This is a genomic window from Parasedimentitalea huanghaiensis (assembly GCF_009753675.1).
Lineage (GTDB): Bacteria > Pseudomonadota > Alphaproteobacteria > Rhodobacterales > Rhodobacteraceae > Parasedimentitalea > Parasedimentitalea huanghaiensis.
Window position 1 is genome coordinate 13,412 of record NZ_WQLV01000019.1, and the last position, 14,179, is coordinate 27,590.

Below are 14,179 nucleotides of genomic sequence, written 5' to 3' on the forward strand. Positions count from 1 at the left end.
TGGCTCAAATTGTGGCCATTAATTGCCTTAATGAGCGCACGTTCATGCGTTTGTACGCCTTTTTTCGGTGCGTGATGATCGTGGTCTCAGCCAACCCGAGGATCTCGGCAATTTCGCTTGCAGTGCGTCCTTTAATGGTCATTGCCGCGACTTCGCGCTCGCGTTTGGTCAGATCGGGAAAGCTGACTGCCAGTCGAGTTTGGATATCCTGACCTTGCCAAGTATTCCCTTTTAGAGAAAAGGCAACATGGCGTTCTGTCGTAGCAAGTAGCAGGCTCAGAACGGCGGTTGCCGGGTCGTGCATTTGGGGTGAAAATGCGCCATCTTCGGCGCTGGAATACAGACTAACCGATAGTCCGAACGTCTGTGTGCGCCGGATTAGGGAAACGCGTGCCGAAATTCCCGGTTGCTCATAGCAATCCCGCCGATAGGTAAAGTCCTTTATACTGGCGGCGTGTTGAATAGTCAGAAAATCGCCAAGCCCTGAAGCACCTGCCAACAAGGCAGCGTTTTTGTCATTCGCACTATAACGTTCATAGCCCTTGGCGGCTTGTTCGGCCCGTCGTTGTCCCAGACAGCAAGCCGTTCCAACCAATAGGGGATGATCACGGTCACCCTGACAAAACATTGAGATAAAGCTGGCCCCGGTTATTTGTTTTGCAAAATCTAGCGCTGCTTTAACATATGTCGGCGTCCCGATGGTCGCCGTAAGCTCACACAAGGGGCGAACGTCAAAGGCAGCTTTTGGCAGGGCTTCGCTTAATTTGCGGTCAATGATCATTGTCGTTCTCCAACCACAAAAAATGGCTGACTGGAAGCCAGGGCTATATGTGTAAATCAGACCATTACACGATCTGTATTTGGCGTCAAAAGTCCTCACTAATGAGGAATGCACCAATGGGCGATATGGGCGTAGTAAGATGTCATCACGTGCTGCAGATGACCAAGGAGTGCAACCATGTTTGCAAAAGATCACATCGAATATGAAGCTGTTGATCTACCAGATCGCACCGAGTTGAGCGATGCCGAGATGCTGACTGAGGCACAGGCGTTTTACGACAAAATCAAGCGTCGACACACAGTGAGGGACTACACAGATCGTCAAGTTCCTCGTGAGGTCATTGAGGAGTGCATTCGTGCTGCGGGAACCGCGCCATCTGGGGCCAACCATCAGCCGTGGCATTTTGTGGCGATTTCGGATCCGGCTTTCAAACATCGCATCCGCTTGGCTGCTGAAGAAGAAGAGCGCAAGTTCTATGAGGGCGGAGCAGGGGACGAATGGTTGAAGGCGTTGGAACCCATCGGCACCAATGATGATAAACCACATCTGGATCAGGCCCCTTGGCTAATTGTGGTGTTTGCCCAACGGTGGGGGCATTTTGATGATGGTGAACGGTTCAAGAATTACTATGTTCCGGAAAGTGTCGGAATCGCTTCGGGGTTCTTGCTGACCGCATTGCACTGTGCGGGGCTGGTCACCTTGACCCATACGCCCAACCCGATGCGTTTTTTGAACGAAATGCTGGGCCGCCCAGCGTCAGAAAAACCGATCATGATTGTAGCGGTTGGTCACCCTACCGCAGATGCCAAAGTGCCAAAAGTGGCCAAGATGAAAAAGCCCCTCGATGAAATTCTAACAGTGGCTGAATGATCCCATCTCCCGGTTACTTTGTGACCGGGAGACAAGCTTTAAGTGTGGCTCCAGTAGTCTGGATTGTCCGACCAGTTGAGGGACAAGCCAAGAATGTCTCCTTTGGGGGGGATGGCCCTAGGAAAAAACCTAAACCCGCCAGCGCAATAGTCGGCGTTCAATCATTCCGATGCAAATGCTCAGCGTGACACCTAGTATCGACAAGATTGTGACCCCAGCAAACAGTCGCTCCAGATCGTACAGTGATCCGGCCTCGAGGATATAGGCACCGATGCCGTACTCGGCACCCAGCATTTCAGCCGCGACCAGTAGGATGATGGCAATTGCCAGACTGATCCGCAGCCCGGACAGGATGCCGGGCATGGCGCCGGGCAGCACGATCTTGCGGACAATCGACCACCAGCTGAGGTTAAAGCTTTGCCCCATGCGGATCAGCCCGCGGTCGACATTGTCCACTGCGCCATAGGTGGCCACCACCGTGGGGGTGAAAGTGCCAAAGGCGATAAGCGCGTATTTGGATCCTTCGTCGATGCCAAACCAGATCACAAACAGGGGTAGCAGTGCGATTTTGGGGATTGGGAACAGGGCGGCCACCAGAGGCACTAACCCGGCGCGGACATAAGAGAACAACCCGATCATCACACCAACCGCGATACCGACGCTGGCCCCCAGTGCGGCGCCGACGATAAGCCGAGATAGCGACACACTCAGATGTTTCCACAGCAAACCTGTGCTGTAGAGCTCGCCAAAGGTTTTGAGCACATCCGAGGGTTTGGGTAGGGTCAGTGCCGAAATCCACCCTTGTCGGGTCCCCATCTCGGCCAGCGTGATCAGTACGACAAAGACCACCAAGCCAACCCAACGGCGCGAGGAGGGGGCAAAGCCGCCGCCACGAAAAGGGACAGGGCGAGTTTCGCCGGAGTTTGTGAGATCAGACATTGATCAGCTCCGCATCTGCTGCCTGCGCTTCTTCGCGCATCAGCTGCCACAGGTATTTTTGTTTCTCTTCCAGCTCGGCATTGCCCAGCCCACGTTGTTCCAGTGGTTGGTCCAAGTGCACAATCTCGCGGATCTCTCCGGGGCGGCGGGACATAACGACAATGGAGTGGCCCAGCCGCACGGCCTCGGCCAGATTGTGGGTCACGTAGACGGCCGTAAATGGCGTGCGGGTCCAGAGGTTGACCAGATCATCCATCAGTAATTCACGGGTTTGGCTATCGAGCGCAGACAGGGGTTCGTCCATCAGCATCACAGCTGGGTTCACAGCCAGTGCGCGTGCGATTGCCACTCGTTGCTTCATGCCGCCGGACAGTTGCTTGGGCAGGGCCTCGGCAAAATCAGTCAGCTTGGTGCGGGCTAGAACGTTCTGGATGATGTCATCGGCGTCTTGGATGCGAATGCCGTGATCCTCTAGTACCAATGAGATATTGCCGTGCACAGTGCGCCAGGGCAGCAGGGCAAAGTCCTGAAAGACATAGGTTAGCGGGTTCAGGCAATCGGCGGGTGGAGTGCCGACCTGCAAGATCTCACCCGCGCTGGGCTGTTCCAGCCCGCCAATCAATCGCAAAAGAGTGGATTTTCCGCAACCCGATGGGCCGACGATACAGACGATTTTGCCGGATGGGATTTCAAGCGAAATGTCCCGCAAGACTTCGGTTTGGTCATAGCGGTGGCTGACGCCTGATAGGCGGATGTCCATGGGGTGCTGTCCTGTGGGGGTTGGATCTGAAAACGCCCTGAGACTCTGGCTGGTAGGGCGGCGTTTGACCTTGAGGAGGTGCAAAGCGCCTTCCCGTGCGGAAAGTCAGGCGCTGCCCGGCCTGTCAGCCGGGCATAAAACTTTTGAAATTAGCCCAGTGTCTTGACGTAGCTGCTGTCCACAACTGTATCCAGCGTGATGTCACCATCAACCAGGCCTTCGGACTGGAACCAGCTTAGCTGATCCTGTAGCGATGCGGTGTTCATCGCGGCGCCTTCGTTCAGGCGCATGGTGCCATTGATGATCGACTTGGCGGCCTTTTCACGTGGTTTATCGGCGTAGACATATTTATGGATCAAATCGACCATCTCGTTTACGCCGTCATCGCCGTGGGCACGGTCAATCATGGTGGAGTTGTAATCTGCGACACCCTTGGAAAAGCCAGCCAGAAAATCACCAGTCATGCCACGTTCATCAGTAGCGTTTTTGGCCGAGGTGAACACGGTGGTAACCTGATAGTCGGGCAGAACATCGGACACGTTGCCGATGATGTGGACGGCACCGGAACCGGCCAGCGGTTTTGCGATATGCGGGACAATTGACCATGCATCAATCTGGCCCGATTTCAGCGCGCCTATGATGGCGCCGACCTTTTGCAGCGGTTTGAAAGACATCGAGATGCCTTCTTTTTGCGCCAGCTTAGAGCCCATGTAGTGGAACGAGGAACCGGCGCTGGTGATGCCATAGCTTTTGCCATCCAGCATAGCAGGACTGGTTACGCCGGTCTGGAATGCGGCGTCTGAGACCAGGTATTTCTGACCGTCGATGCCTGCTTCCTCGGACAGTGCGCCACCGATGATCTTGATCGCGCCCTTATCGGCCAGCGACACCAGACCGCCAGACATGGCTGTCACGGCGTAGTCGACATCACCCGAGGCGATCGCAACGGCCATTGGTGTGGCCGCCTGAAAGAACTTCAGCTCGACATCCAAACCGGCCTCTTTGAAATAATCACGCTGGAGCGCGATGAAGCTGGCGGAATGGCTGGTAAAGCGCAGCGCGCCAACCCTGATCTTGCGACCCTGCGACAGTGCTGGAGTGGAAAGACCGGCGGCAGCAACAGTGCCGCCCATCAGAGCCAGTGCCTTGCGGCGGTTCAAAGTTGTCATGGTATCCCTCTCAAAATGCACATCCATATGCCGCGACTACACTTTGGGCCGGGCTCGGCAATTAGTGCTTATTTCTCAACCGCTCCGGTCTTGGAGTCAATCGCTGCGCATAGGGTTGATGCACTCGATCAGATAAATTTGTTACAGCACATAGAGTTGTGCGCATCTCGCACTCGGAAGGGCGAAATGCATACAGTATCAGGTTGAGTCCCTGATGTTTGGGACGAAGCTGCGTTGTGCGACGAAAATCTGGTTCAGTCGCGCAGTTCGGCTGGTGTAACGCCCCACAGTTTCTGTTTGGGGACCCAACCGCGGTAACCGCCAGCTGAAATACGGCACCAATCCTGCGAGCAACTGCCGAGACGCGCCACGACACCCAATTCAAAAGCTGCGGTGATTTGAGCGTTCTCGCTGGGCTGTGCCCGCAGGGTCAGCATGTCTTCTTCGATCAATACAGTGCGGTTGCCCGACAACAGCGCATAGTGGACCCAACCGCCAGCGCCATCACGGTCGCGGACCCGGCGCCAGTGGCCATATTCGGCTGTGATCTCCAGAGGCATGTCACGACGCTTGAATACCCAGTCGATACGGTGTGTCAGCGACGGGCCTCGTCTGACATTGCCTTCGGAGGCTTTCATGGAAACATAGCGCGGTAGCGGTAGGTTGGTCACCTGACCACGTTCCTGACCGGGCGCGGGATTGCCTGCCATTACAGAAGGGGAAGACACCAGCAGCACAAAAAGCGCTGCCACCAATGGGCGCAATCTAAAAACCGAAAATGTCACTGCCTGCTCGCTCTTTTTTCTCGTTGCCTGTTTACCACCGGGCCGAAGCGTTTTTCATGCCGTTGCCTCTGCCGGGTCTCCCCGCGGGCTGGTTCCAGAAAACTGCGTCACTTGGCGTCGATGGGGTGGAAGGGTTCTTGTGCCCTTTGCCATCCTACGCCACGATGGCACAGAACAGGCCAGTATGAAAAGAAATAGGAGTGGGCAAGTGGCAAGAGAACGTCTGAGTGTTGTCGTAACGCGACGGTTGCCAGAAGTGGTTGAGACCCGCCTAAGCGAATTATTTGATGTCACCCTACGCACTGAGGATACGCCGCTAACCCGTGCCCAGCTGGCCGAGATTATGGCGCGAGCGGATGTGTTGATCCCCACCGTGACGGACACCATCGATGCACGGTTGCTGGCTCAGGCGGGCGAACGCCTTAAACTCATTGCCAATTATGGCGCTGGGGTGGATCATATTGATGTCGCCACCGCTCGTCAGCGCGGCATTCTTGTCTCCAACACGCCCGGTGTTCTGACCGATGATACGGCTGACATGGCCATGGCGTTGATTATGGCAGTGGTGCGCCGCATCCCCGAGGGTCTGGGAATCATGCAAAAAGGTGACTGGCAGGGTTGGGCGCCAACTGCATTGCTGGGCGGGCGCATGACAGGCCGCCGTCTCGGGATATTGGGTATGGGCAGCATTGGTCAGGCTGTCGCGCGCCGCGCTGCTGTTTTTGGCATGCAAGTCCACTATCACAATCGTCGTCGGCTCCGCAGTGAGACCGAAGCTGAACTACAAGCCACTTATTGGGAGAGCTTGGATCAGATGGTGGCGCGGATGGATGTGATTTCGATCAATTGCCCATCGACGCCATCGACATTCCACCTGATGAACGCGCGCCGTTTGAAACTGATGAAACCCAATGCAGTGATCGTCAACACCTCACGCGGTGAGGTGATTGACGAAATGGCGCTCACCCGGATGTTACGGGCTGGCGAAATCGCCGGGGCGGGACTGGATGTCTATGAACACGGCACCAACATCAATCCGCGCCTGCGCGAGCTGCCTAATGTGGTTCTTTTGCCTCACATGGGCTCAGCAACCGTTGAGGGGCGGATAGAGATGGGTGAAAAGGTACTGCTGAATATCAAAACATTTGAAGATGGCCACAGGCCCCCGGATCAGGTTGTTCCGTCAATGTTATAGAAGCGAAATTCTGGAATGCGTGCCTTTTTGGCGATCGATCTGCCCGAGCCTGTTGTTTCTGCACTTATGCAGGTGATTTTGGCTTTGCCAGTCGGTCGCCCGGTGTCCGAAGACAACCTGCACCTTACACTAGCGTTTCTGGACGATCGAAGTGAGGACGAGTTAGAACAGCTGCACTATGAACTCCTCGATTTGCAAATACCCCAGCTTGAACTGGGTTTTGACGGGTTGGGCAGTTTTGGCTCCGGTGCACCCAAAATCCTGTTTGCGCGGATTACTGACAATGCCGCGCTGATGGACCTGCACCGTCAGATTCGCCGCGCAGCCCACCGTGCAGGAATAGTGTTGGCGAGGGAGCGTTATAAGCCACATGTGACACTGGCCCGATTTGGGCGTGGTGTACATTGGCGCGACGCGGATCAACTGGCGGTGTTTGTCGCCGATCATGTGTCTCTGACCTTGCCGACATTCCCAGTGAACACATTTTCACTGTTTGAATCCCAGTTGCACCAAGAAGGTGCACTTCACCATCAACTTGCCGAATACGAATTTGCAGGACAGGCTTGATCCCATCCCAGGACGTTACGACCCATACATCGATAAGGTGTTGCAGTTTTTTCAGTTAAAGACCTAGGCTGCGGTTGTTTGATTTGTTTGGAGGGTATTATGAGACGGATATTTCTAGGGCTGCTGACAAGCTCAACACTGGTGTTTCCAGCTTATGCACAGCAAGCGGCGGACGCCGTAGCCCCCGAGGCGGCGACCTCTGGCGAATTTGAGGCTATTTCACCTGCCGTTGCAGCCTCCCTTGAGGCCAAACTGGCTGGGCAGGTGGTCAAATCGGACAACTGGATGATTTCAGCGGCTAACCCGCACGCGGTTGAGGCCGGAGCCGAAGTCTTGCGTGCAGGTGGATCTGCCGCTGATGCGATGGTTGCGGTGCAAACCGTGTTGGGGTTGGTTGAGCCACAGTCTTCGGGTCTTGGCGGCGGCGCCTTTTTGGTTTGGTATGATGCTGCAAGCGGGAAACTGACAACATTAGATGGCCGCGAAACCGCGCCACTGGCCGCAACGCCAACCCTGTTTCAGGACGAAAACGGAGAGCCTTTGAAATTCTTCGATGCGGTTGTAGGCGGGCGATCCGTGGGGACACCGGGGACACCGGCGCTGATGGCTGAAGCTCACCGCCGGTGGGGGCGATCTGAGTGGTCCTCACTGTTCGAGGCAGGAACGCAGCTGGCCAAAGATGGATTTACCGTGTCACCGCGTCTTGCTGGGTTGATCGAACGGGACGCCGAGCGTTTGTCCCGATTTCCCCGTACTGCGGATTACTTCCTTCCCGGCGGAATGCCATTGCAGGCAGGTGATGTGCTGACCAATGAAGAATACGCACATACGCTCGGCGTTTTGGCGGACAAGGGCGCGGAAGGCTTCTATTTTGGGCGTATCGCGGATGAAGTGGTCGGCGCAGTGACCCATGCTCCAGGCAATCCCGGTGTTTTGTCGTCAATGGACATGGCCTTGTATAAGGTCAAAGAGCGCGCACCAGTCTGTGCAGCTTACCAATCTTTTGAGGTCTGTGGCATGGGCCCGCCATCCTCTGGGGCTCTGACGGTTGGGCAAATTTTGGGCATGGTTGGTCAATATGATCTGGCCACATTGGGCGCTGACAATCCTGAAAGCTGGCGGCTGATCGGAGATGCTTCGCGGCTCGCGTTTGCCGACCGGGGTAGGTACATGGCTGACAGTGACTATGTCCCAATGCCTACCAACGGTCTGGTGAACGCTGAATACCTGACCCAACGGGCTGCCTTGCTATCGGGTGACGATGCATTGGCCGAGGTGGCGCCAGGTTCGCCTGAATTTGACCACGCGCTTTGGGCTGATGACGAGTCGATTGAGCTACCATCAACCTCGCATATCTCGATTGTTGATCAGTACGGCAACGTGCTGTCGATGACGACAACGATAGAGAACGCTTTTGGCTCGCGCTTGATGGTGCGAGGATTTCTGCTGAACAACGAACTCACCGATTTCTCATTCCGCAGCCACCGTGACGGGGTGCCGATTGCCAACCGTATTGAACCGGGCAAGCGCCCACGCTCATCAATGGCCCCAACAATTGTGATGCAGGAGGGTAAGCCAGTGCTGGCCATCGGCTCACCCGGTGGCAGCCGGATCATTGGTTATGTCGCCACGTCGATCATTGCCTGGGCTGATTGGGGCATGGATTTGCAACAGGCGATTGCACTGCCACATGCGGTCAACCGGTTTGGCACCTATGATTTGGAAGAGGGGACTGAGGCCGCTGTTCAGGAGGAGGCCTTGATCGACATGGGTTACGAAGTCAAACTCCGCGCACTTAATTCGGGACTTCACGCCATCGAAATTGGCGACGGTCTGCAAGGGGCTGCAGATCCAAGACGTGAAGGGATCGCGCTGGGCGATTAATTAGAACACTGTTGTGTCCGGTCGGGGAGCTCCCATCGTCTGGGCACGACACTTACGACTTAATAGTTGGTTGCACTTGGTAACTACCCTGGGTTCTATTGTACCTGCGAGGCCAAGGTGACACCATGGCCTCATTACAGAAATAGGAGCCGATCATGGTGCAAGCCACCTCATTGCCGCGCAACGAATCCGGTATCAAAGCCGCCATCAGTGTGTTGAAGCAGCTGTTCGGCGACCGTTTGCAAACCAGCGACGCCATTCGCGAGCAGCATGGTCACACCACCACATGGATTAACAACCAGATGCCGGACGCAGTGGTGTTCCCAGCAGATACCAACGAAGTGTCGCAGATTGTCAAATGTTGCGCTGAGTATGGCGTGCCCATTATACCCTTTGGCACCGGCACGTCGCTCGAGGGGCACGTAAACGCTCCGGCTGGCGGTATTTCGGTTGATACAACCCAAATGAACCAAATTTTAGCGGTACACACTGAAGATCTGGATGTTGTGGTGCAGCCGGGCGTCACCCGCGAACAGCTCAATACCTTCTTGCGTGATCAAGGGCTGTTCTTCCCCATTGATCCCGGCGCCAATGCCTCGCTGGGCGGTATGGCAGCGACACGCGCCTCGGGCACCAACGCGGTGCGCTATGGCACCATGAAAGACAATGTCATCGCGCTCGAGGTAGTGATGGCGGATGGGGCCGTGATCCGCACCGCGCAACGGGCCAAAAAGTCTTCGGCAGGGTATGATATGACCCGCCTTATGGTAGGCTCCGAAGGGACCCTGGGTCTAATCACCGAACTGACCTTGAAATTGCAAGGCATCCCCGAGGCGATCAGTTCTGCCCGCTGTTCATTCCGCACCGTTGATGACGCTTGTCGTGCGGTGATGATGACCATCCAATACGGTATCCCGGTTGCTCGGATTGAGTTGCTGGATGAACTAAGTGTCAAGGCCGCCAACGCCTATTCCAAACTGGAGTTGCCTGAAACACCGCTGTTGCTGATGGAATTCCATGGCTCTGAGGCTGGTGTCGCTGAACAGGCCGAGATGTTCAGCTCTATTGCCGAGGAGTTTGGAGGCTTTGACACTGCCACGACCACTTCTACCGAAGAACGGAACAAACTGTGGCAGGCGCGTCATGATATGTATTGGGCCTGTATGCAAATTCGCCCGGGCGCCAAGGGGATCTCGACAGATGTCTGTGTGCCAATCTCGCGGTTGGCGGAATGTGTCGGCGCGGCTCAGGAAAAGGCAGATGCCTTAGGGTTGATTGCACCTATCGTGGGGCATGTCGGGGACGGCAATTTCCACGCGTTGCTATTGATAGATATGGACAATGCCGAAGAACGCGCAAGGGCGGATGACTATGTGGCCTGGCTGAATCAATTGGCGATTTCCATGGATGGCACCTGTACTGGAGAACACGGTATCGGTCAGGGTAAACGCCCTTATCTCAAAGTGGAATTGGGAGAGACCACTCGCTATATGGCCGCGATCAAGGCGGCGTTGGACCCTGATAATATCTTGAACCCCGGCAAGATCCTGATCGATTAAAATACTGGTCTGTAGTGCGCCCTGATCGCTTAGGTAGCGCGAAATAGCCTCCTTCAGCCTGCCATAATTTTGCACCAGTTCACCCTGTACCAGACTGTGCAGGGTGTTGTTGTAGGAGCAGGCAGATGGGGTTGCGTAAATCGTTAGGGATCATTGCCGTGTGCACGCAGGTGGTTGTGGTTGTCGATTACAACATGCAGAGCCAACAGGCCGGGCTCGGCCCCGGTGAATTGAGCATGAAGGCCTATAGTGCCATTGTTCAGGCACGCTATAACACTCCAACGGTTACGGCTTCAGGCTTGAGCGCGGTCCAACAGGGGGGGCAGGGCAGCGATGCGCCGCCGACACCCGTCTGTGTCCGCCGCGGCACGTCGTTGAACTGCCAATAGAGCCAACTGAATCCAATCAAAGATGCCTTGCCCACGCCGCAAAATTGCCGGATTTCTCAGCTTTATGAGCAATTAAAATTAACCTTTAACTAACGCGCCTTTATGGAGAATCCTGATGGCGATTGCTCAGAATATCTGTTTCGCTGCGACCTGCGGTCTCGTCGTTCTTGTCGCTGATTACGGTCAGCAGTCACGTCGAGCCCAGCTCCCCTTTGGACAAATGGGTGCGGTGCAATACGTTGCAGTGTTCAGCAACCGATTCCAGTCAATCGAGGGTGTCCCTAAAATCAATTTGACTGCCATTGCCGACATGACTGCGAACTGGTCTTTGGTCAACGGTGAAGAGCCAATCGACCCAGCAATGCCACAAGTGATGGCCAACCCAGACCAGCGCGAAGACAGAATCGGGGTCCGCGTCAACAAGGGGGTAGCCGGTCCCTCTTCGCGCGCCAGCGCTGCAGGCTGCGTCCGGCGCGGGACTATCTTGAACTGCTAAGGCTCCGCTACAGATCCTAAAATACGAAAGTCCTGATCTGAACGCCTGACAGAAGCTGATGATTTCCCATTGCACAAAAGACTCCAGTTCCGAACCATTCCTGGAAAATATGCCGATGAGTGGCGCGAGAGGTCGGTTTTGCCGGTTTTTGCGTCGGCTGGATTTGGCCCAAGACCTTTGGCTTGGGCATAACCGTATCCAAGCGAGTCATATTTGTCGGAGAGCGGCCCCATGAAAACTCAAGTCAAAGCCCTGGTTGTCGGTGGCGGTGCCGTAGGCACATCAATTGCCTATCACTTGGCCAAAGCAGGCTGGGACGATGTCATGCTGATCGAACGCGACGAGCTGACCTCGGGCTCGACTTGGCACGCCGCAGGCCTGCTGCCGCTGTTCAACATGTCCTATGCGACAACACACATCCACAAATACTCGGTCGATTTCTACAAATCGCTCGAGGAAGAAACCGGCTTGAACGCAGGTTTTGCAGTAGTTGGCAACCTGCGCATGGCCCAGACCGAAGAGCGCATGGATGAATTCAAGCTCTACGCCTCGACCGCTGAAACCTGTGGGGTAGATTACGAGTGGCTGACTGCTGATCAGATCAAGGAACGTTGGCCACTGATCCGCACTGACGATCTGAAAGGCGCGATCTATCACGCTGAGGACGGCTATATTAACCCCGCCGATGTGACCATGGCGATGGCCAAGGGTGCGCGTCAACGCGGTGTCGACATCCAGCGCAAGGTTCAGGCCGATGCCTTTCACTGGAACGGCACCCACTGGGAAGTCACCTGCACCAAGATGGTGGAGAAGGGCGGCAACCTCGTGCCAAGCGACGAACAGTTCGTCATCACTGCCGAACACGTTGTCACCGCATCCGGCAACCACGCCCAACGCACCGCCAAGATGCTGGGCATCAAGATGCCCGCGATCCCGGTGGAACACACCTTTATCGTCATGGACAAAGATCCCGAGTTGGTGAAATGGCGCGAAGAGGGCAACCCGGAACACCCTGTTGTGCGCGATGCCGACTCTGAGTCTTATGCCCGCGAAGAGCGTGGTGGCTGGATTCTAGGTATCTACGAACACGGCGCGCCTGCGCGGTTTGAACACGGCGTGCCAGATAGCTTCCGCGCCGATCTGTTCCCGCTCGATCTGGACCGGATTGCCGAGCAGTACATGGCGATGACCGAACGGGTGCCGTCTTGCGCCGAGTCTGGCCTGAAAGACGATTTCAACGGCCCGATCTGCTATACTCCTGACGGAAACCCATTGGTTGGTCCGGCACCTGGCCTGCGTAACATGTGGCTGGCCGAGGGCTTCAGCTTTGGCATCACTGCTGCTGGCGGCACCGGCTATTACCTCGCGCAGATGATGGTCGACGGCGAAGCCGAAATCGACATGGCCTCGCTCGACCCGAAACGCTACTCCTCCAACTGGATGACCACCGAGTTTGCCGCGCGCAAAAACGAAGAGTGCTACGAGCACGTTTACATCCTGCACCACCCGGACGAAGAGCGCCCCGCAGCACGGGGCCTGCGTACTTCTCCAGCCTATGACCGCCAGAAAGAACGCGGTGCGCAATTTGGTTGGGTCAACGGCTGGGAACGCCCCAACTATTACGCTCCGCTTGGGTTCAACGACGCCGAGTCCCGCAGCTTCCGTCGTGGTGGCTGGTGGAAACACGCGGTAGAGGAAGCCAAAGCAATCCGCGAAGGCGTTGGTCTTGTGGACGCAACCGCGTTCACCAAGCATGTGGTCAAGGGGCCAGGTGCCACTCAGTTTCTTGACTGGTTCACCTGCAACAAGCTGCCCAAGGTGGGCCGCATCAACCTGACTTATGCGCTAACGGCGGCTGGTACCACCCGCACCGAATACACCATCGTGCGCAACGACGAGAACAACTACTACCTCGTCTCGGCCGGGGCTTGGACAGAATACGACGCCGACTTCCTGCGCAAGTCTGCCGAAGACAAGATGGAGGAGTTTGGCTACATCGAGATCCAGGATGTCACCACCCAGTGGGGCGTCTTTGCCATCGCTGGCCCCAAGTCGCGTGATGTGCTGAAAGAGATCATCGTCGACGCCGATCCAGACACAGCCCTGTCGAATAAACGCTTTCCATGGCTGTCGGCCCGCCAGATTGAGCTGGGCATGTGTCCGGTCAACGCGATCCGCGTGGCCTATACCGGCGAGCTGGGCTGGGAGTTACACCACCCGATTGAAATGCAGAACTACCTATTCGATCTGCTGGAAAAAGCCGGTGAAAAACACGGTATGAAGCTGGTCGGTGCCCGAGCCCAGAACTGGTTGCGTCTCGAGAAGTCATATCGCGCCTTTGGCACCGAGTTGGGCCGTGATGCCACCCCAGCCGAGGCCGACCTGCCGCGGTTTATCGACTTGTCCAAAGACTTTCATGGCAAGGATGCCATGGTTGAAACCGGCGTGCGGGTCAAATGCTGCACCTTGCTGATCGAGGGCCCGGCAGATGCCGACCCTTGGGGCCGAGAAGTGCTGTATACGCCAGAAGGCGAGCGCGTTGGGCGTCTGACCTCGGGCGGCTATTCGGTCGCGTTCGAGAAAAGCATCGGTATGGGTTACGTTAAACCCGAACTGGCAGTGCCGGGTACCAAGCTGAAGGTCAAGATCATGGACCAGCTATGGGATGCCGAAGTGACGGTAGACAGCCCTTATGATCCGAAAAACGAGGCTATTCGGGTGACGGGCTGATTACAGTCCTTTGAGACGGGAAGGGAGCTGTAATCCAGGTCTCCCGCCCGTCACC

The 14,179-nt window shown here is 56.0% G+C and carries 13 protein-coding genes; 8 read left to right on the forward strand and 5 right to left on the reverse strand.

Features of this window, described 5'->3' with window-relative positions:
• Positions 1-4: 4 nt before the first annotated feature.
• Complete coding sequence (locus GO984_RS21095) at positions 5-781, reverse strand: helix-turn-helix transcriptional regulator (protein ID WP_157024533.1); 777 nt, start codon at positions 779-781, stop codon at positions 5-7.
• A 177-nt stretch (positions 782-958) separates the two neighbouring features.
• On the opposite strand from GO984_RS21095, the gene GO984_RS21100 reads away from it, so the two are divergent.
• Complete coding sequence (locus tag GO984_RS21100) at positions 959-1,651, forward strand: nitroreductase family protein (protein WP_157024534.1); 693 nt, start codon at positions 959-961, stop codon at positions 1,649-1,651.
• Positions 1,652-1,780: 129 nt separating this feature from the next.
• Here GO984_RS21100 and GO984_RS21105 read toward each other — a convergent pair whose 3' ends face one another.
• From GO984_RS21105 to GO984_RS21120, 4 genes are all read right to left on the reverse strand, one after another.
• The gene (locus tag GO984_RS21105; RefSeq protein WP_157024535.1) at positions 1,781-2,590 is read right to left on the reverse strand and encodes an ABC transporter permease; all 810 of its coding nucleotides are present in this window, start codon (positions 2,588-2,590) and stop codon (positions 1,781-1,783) included.
• Complete coding sequence (locus GO984_RS21110; protein ID WP_157024536.1) at positions 2,583-3,350, reverse strand: ABC transporter ATP-binding protein; 768 nt, start codon at positions 3,348-3,350, stop codon at positions 2,583-2,585. The genes GO984_RS21105 and GO984_RS21110 overlap by 8 nt, the downstream gene beginning before the upstream one ends.
• Before the next feature lie 149 nt (positions 3,351-3,499).
• On the reverse strand, positions 3,500-4,519 hold the full coding sequence (locus GO984_RS21115) for an ABC transporter substrate-binding protein (protein WP_157024537.1): 1,020 nt from the start codon (positions 4,517-4,519) through the stop codon (positions 3,500-3,502).
• A gap of 254 nt (positions 4,520-4,773) precedes the next feature.
• On the reverse strand, positions 4,774-5,229 hold the full coding sequence (locus GO984_RS21120) for an SH3 domain-containing protein (protein WP_138163728.1): 456 nt from the start codon (positions 5,227-5,229) through the stop codon (positions 4,774-4,776).
• A 283-nt stretch (positions 5,230-5,512) separates the two neighbouring features.
• On the opposite strand from GO984_RS21120, the gene GO984_RS21125 reads away from it, so the two are divergent.
• The 7 genes from GO984_RS21125 (at position 5,513) to GO984_RS21155 (ending at position 14,124) form a co-directional block, all read left to right on the forward strand.
• On the forward strand, positions 5,513-6,499 hold the full coding sequence (locus GO984_RS21125; RefSeq protein WP_167740460.1) for an NAD(P)-dependent oxidoreductase: 987 nt from the start codon (positions 5,513-5,515) through the stop codon (positions 6,497-6,499).
• A 15-nt stretch (positions 6,500-6,514) separates the two neighbouring features.
• Entirely contained in the window at positions 6,515-7,066 is a 552-nt protein-coding gene (gene thpR, locus GO984_RS21130) for an RNA 2',3'-cyclic phosphodiesterase (protein ID WP_157024539.1), read from the forward strand.
• 99 nt (positions 7,067-7,165) lie between these two features.
• Positions 7,166-8,950 (forward strand): gamma-glutamyltransferase, encoded by a 1,785-nt coding sequence (gene ggt, locus GO984_RS21135; protein WP_157024540.1) that lies wholly within the window; start codon positions 7,166-7,168, stop codon positions 8,948-8,950.
• Positions 8,951-9,105: 155 nt separating this feature from the next.
• The gene (locus GO984_RS21140; protein ID WP_157024541.1) at positions 9,106-10,509 is read left to right on the forward strand and encodes an FAD-binding oxidoreductase; all 1,404 of its coding nucleotides are present in this window, start codon (positions 9,106-9,108) and stop codon (positions 10,507-10,509) included.
• A 125-nt stretch (positions 10,510-10,634) separates the two neighbouring features.
• Positions 10,635-10,898: a hypothetical protein gene (locus GO984_RS21145; RefSeq protein WP_157024542.1), complete on the forward strand. Its 264-nt coding sequence runs from the start codon at positions 10,635-10,637 to the stop codon at positions 10,896-10,898.
• Positions 10,899-11,013: 115 nt separating this feature from the next.
• Positions 11,014-11,394, forward strand: a complete 381-nt coding sequence (locus tag GO984_RS21150) for a hypothetical protein (protein WP_157024543.1) — start codon at positions 11,014-11,016, stop codon at positions 11,392-11,394.
• A gap of 231 nt (positions 11,395-11,625) precedes the next feature.
• A complete protein-coding gene (locus GO984_RS21155; RefSeq protein ID WP_157024544.1) occupies positions 11,626-14,124 on the forward strand; it encodes a GcvT family protein in 2,499 nt (832 codons plus the stop codon).
• The last annotated feature ends 55 nt before the right edge of the window (positions 14,125-14,179 follow it).

Bases quoted from the DNA above. Each gene is read 5' to 3' on its own strand.
- GO984_RS21155 (WP_157024544.1), top strand. From the start codon at position 11,626: ATGAAAACTCAAGTCAAAGCCCTGGTTGTCGGTGGCGGTGCCGTAGGC.
- GO984_RS21140 (WP_157024541.1), top strand. From the start codon at position 9,106: ATGGTGCAAGCCACCTCATTGCCGCGCAACGAATCCGGTATCAAAGCC.
- GO984_RS21110 (WP_157024536.1), bottom strand. From the start codon at position 3,350: ATGGACATCCGCCTATCAGGCGTCAGCCACCGCTATGACCAAACCGAA.
- thpR (WP_157024539.1), top strand. From the start codon at position 6,515: ATGCGTGCCTTTTTGGCGATCGATCTGCCCGAGCCTGTTGTTTCTGCA.
- GO984_RS21115 (WP_157024537.1), bottom strand. From the start codon at position 4,519: ATGACAACTTTGAACCGCCGCAAGGCACTGGCTCTGATGGGCGGCACT.
- GO984_RS21150 (WP_157024543.1), top strand. From the start codon at position 11,014: ATGGCGATTGCTCAGAATATCTGTTTCGCTGCGACCTGCGGTCTCGTC.
- ggt (WP_157024540.1), top strand. From the start codon at position 7,166: ATGAGACGGATATTTCTAGGGCTGCTGACAAGCTCAACACTGGTGTTT.
- GO984_RS21120 (WP_138163728.1), bottom strand. From the start codon at position 5,229: ATGGCAGGCAATCCCGCGCCCGGTCAGGAACGTGGTCAGGTGACCAAC.
- GO984_RS21095 (WP_157024533.1), bottom strand. From the start codon at position 781: ATGATCATTGACCGCAAATTAAGCGAAGCCCTGCCAAAAGCTGCCTTT.
- GO984_RS21105 (WP_157024535.1), bottom strand. From the start codon at position 2,590: ATGTCTGATCTCACAAACTCCGGCGAAACTCGCCCTGTCCCTTTTCGT.
- GO984_RS21145 (WP_157024542.1), top strand. From the start codon at position 10,635: ATGGGGTTGCGTAAATCGTTAGGGATCATTGCCGTGTGCACGCAGGTG.
- GO984_RS21100 (WP_157024534.1), top strand. From the start codon at position 959: ATGTTTGCAAAAGATCACATCGAATATGAAGCTGTTGATCTACCAGAT.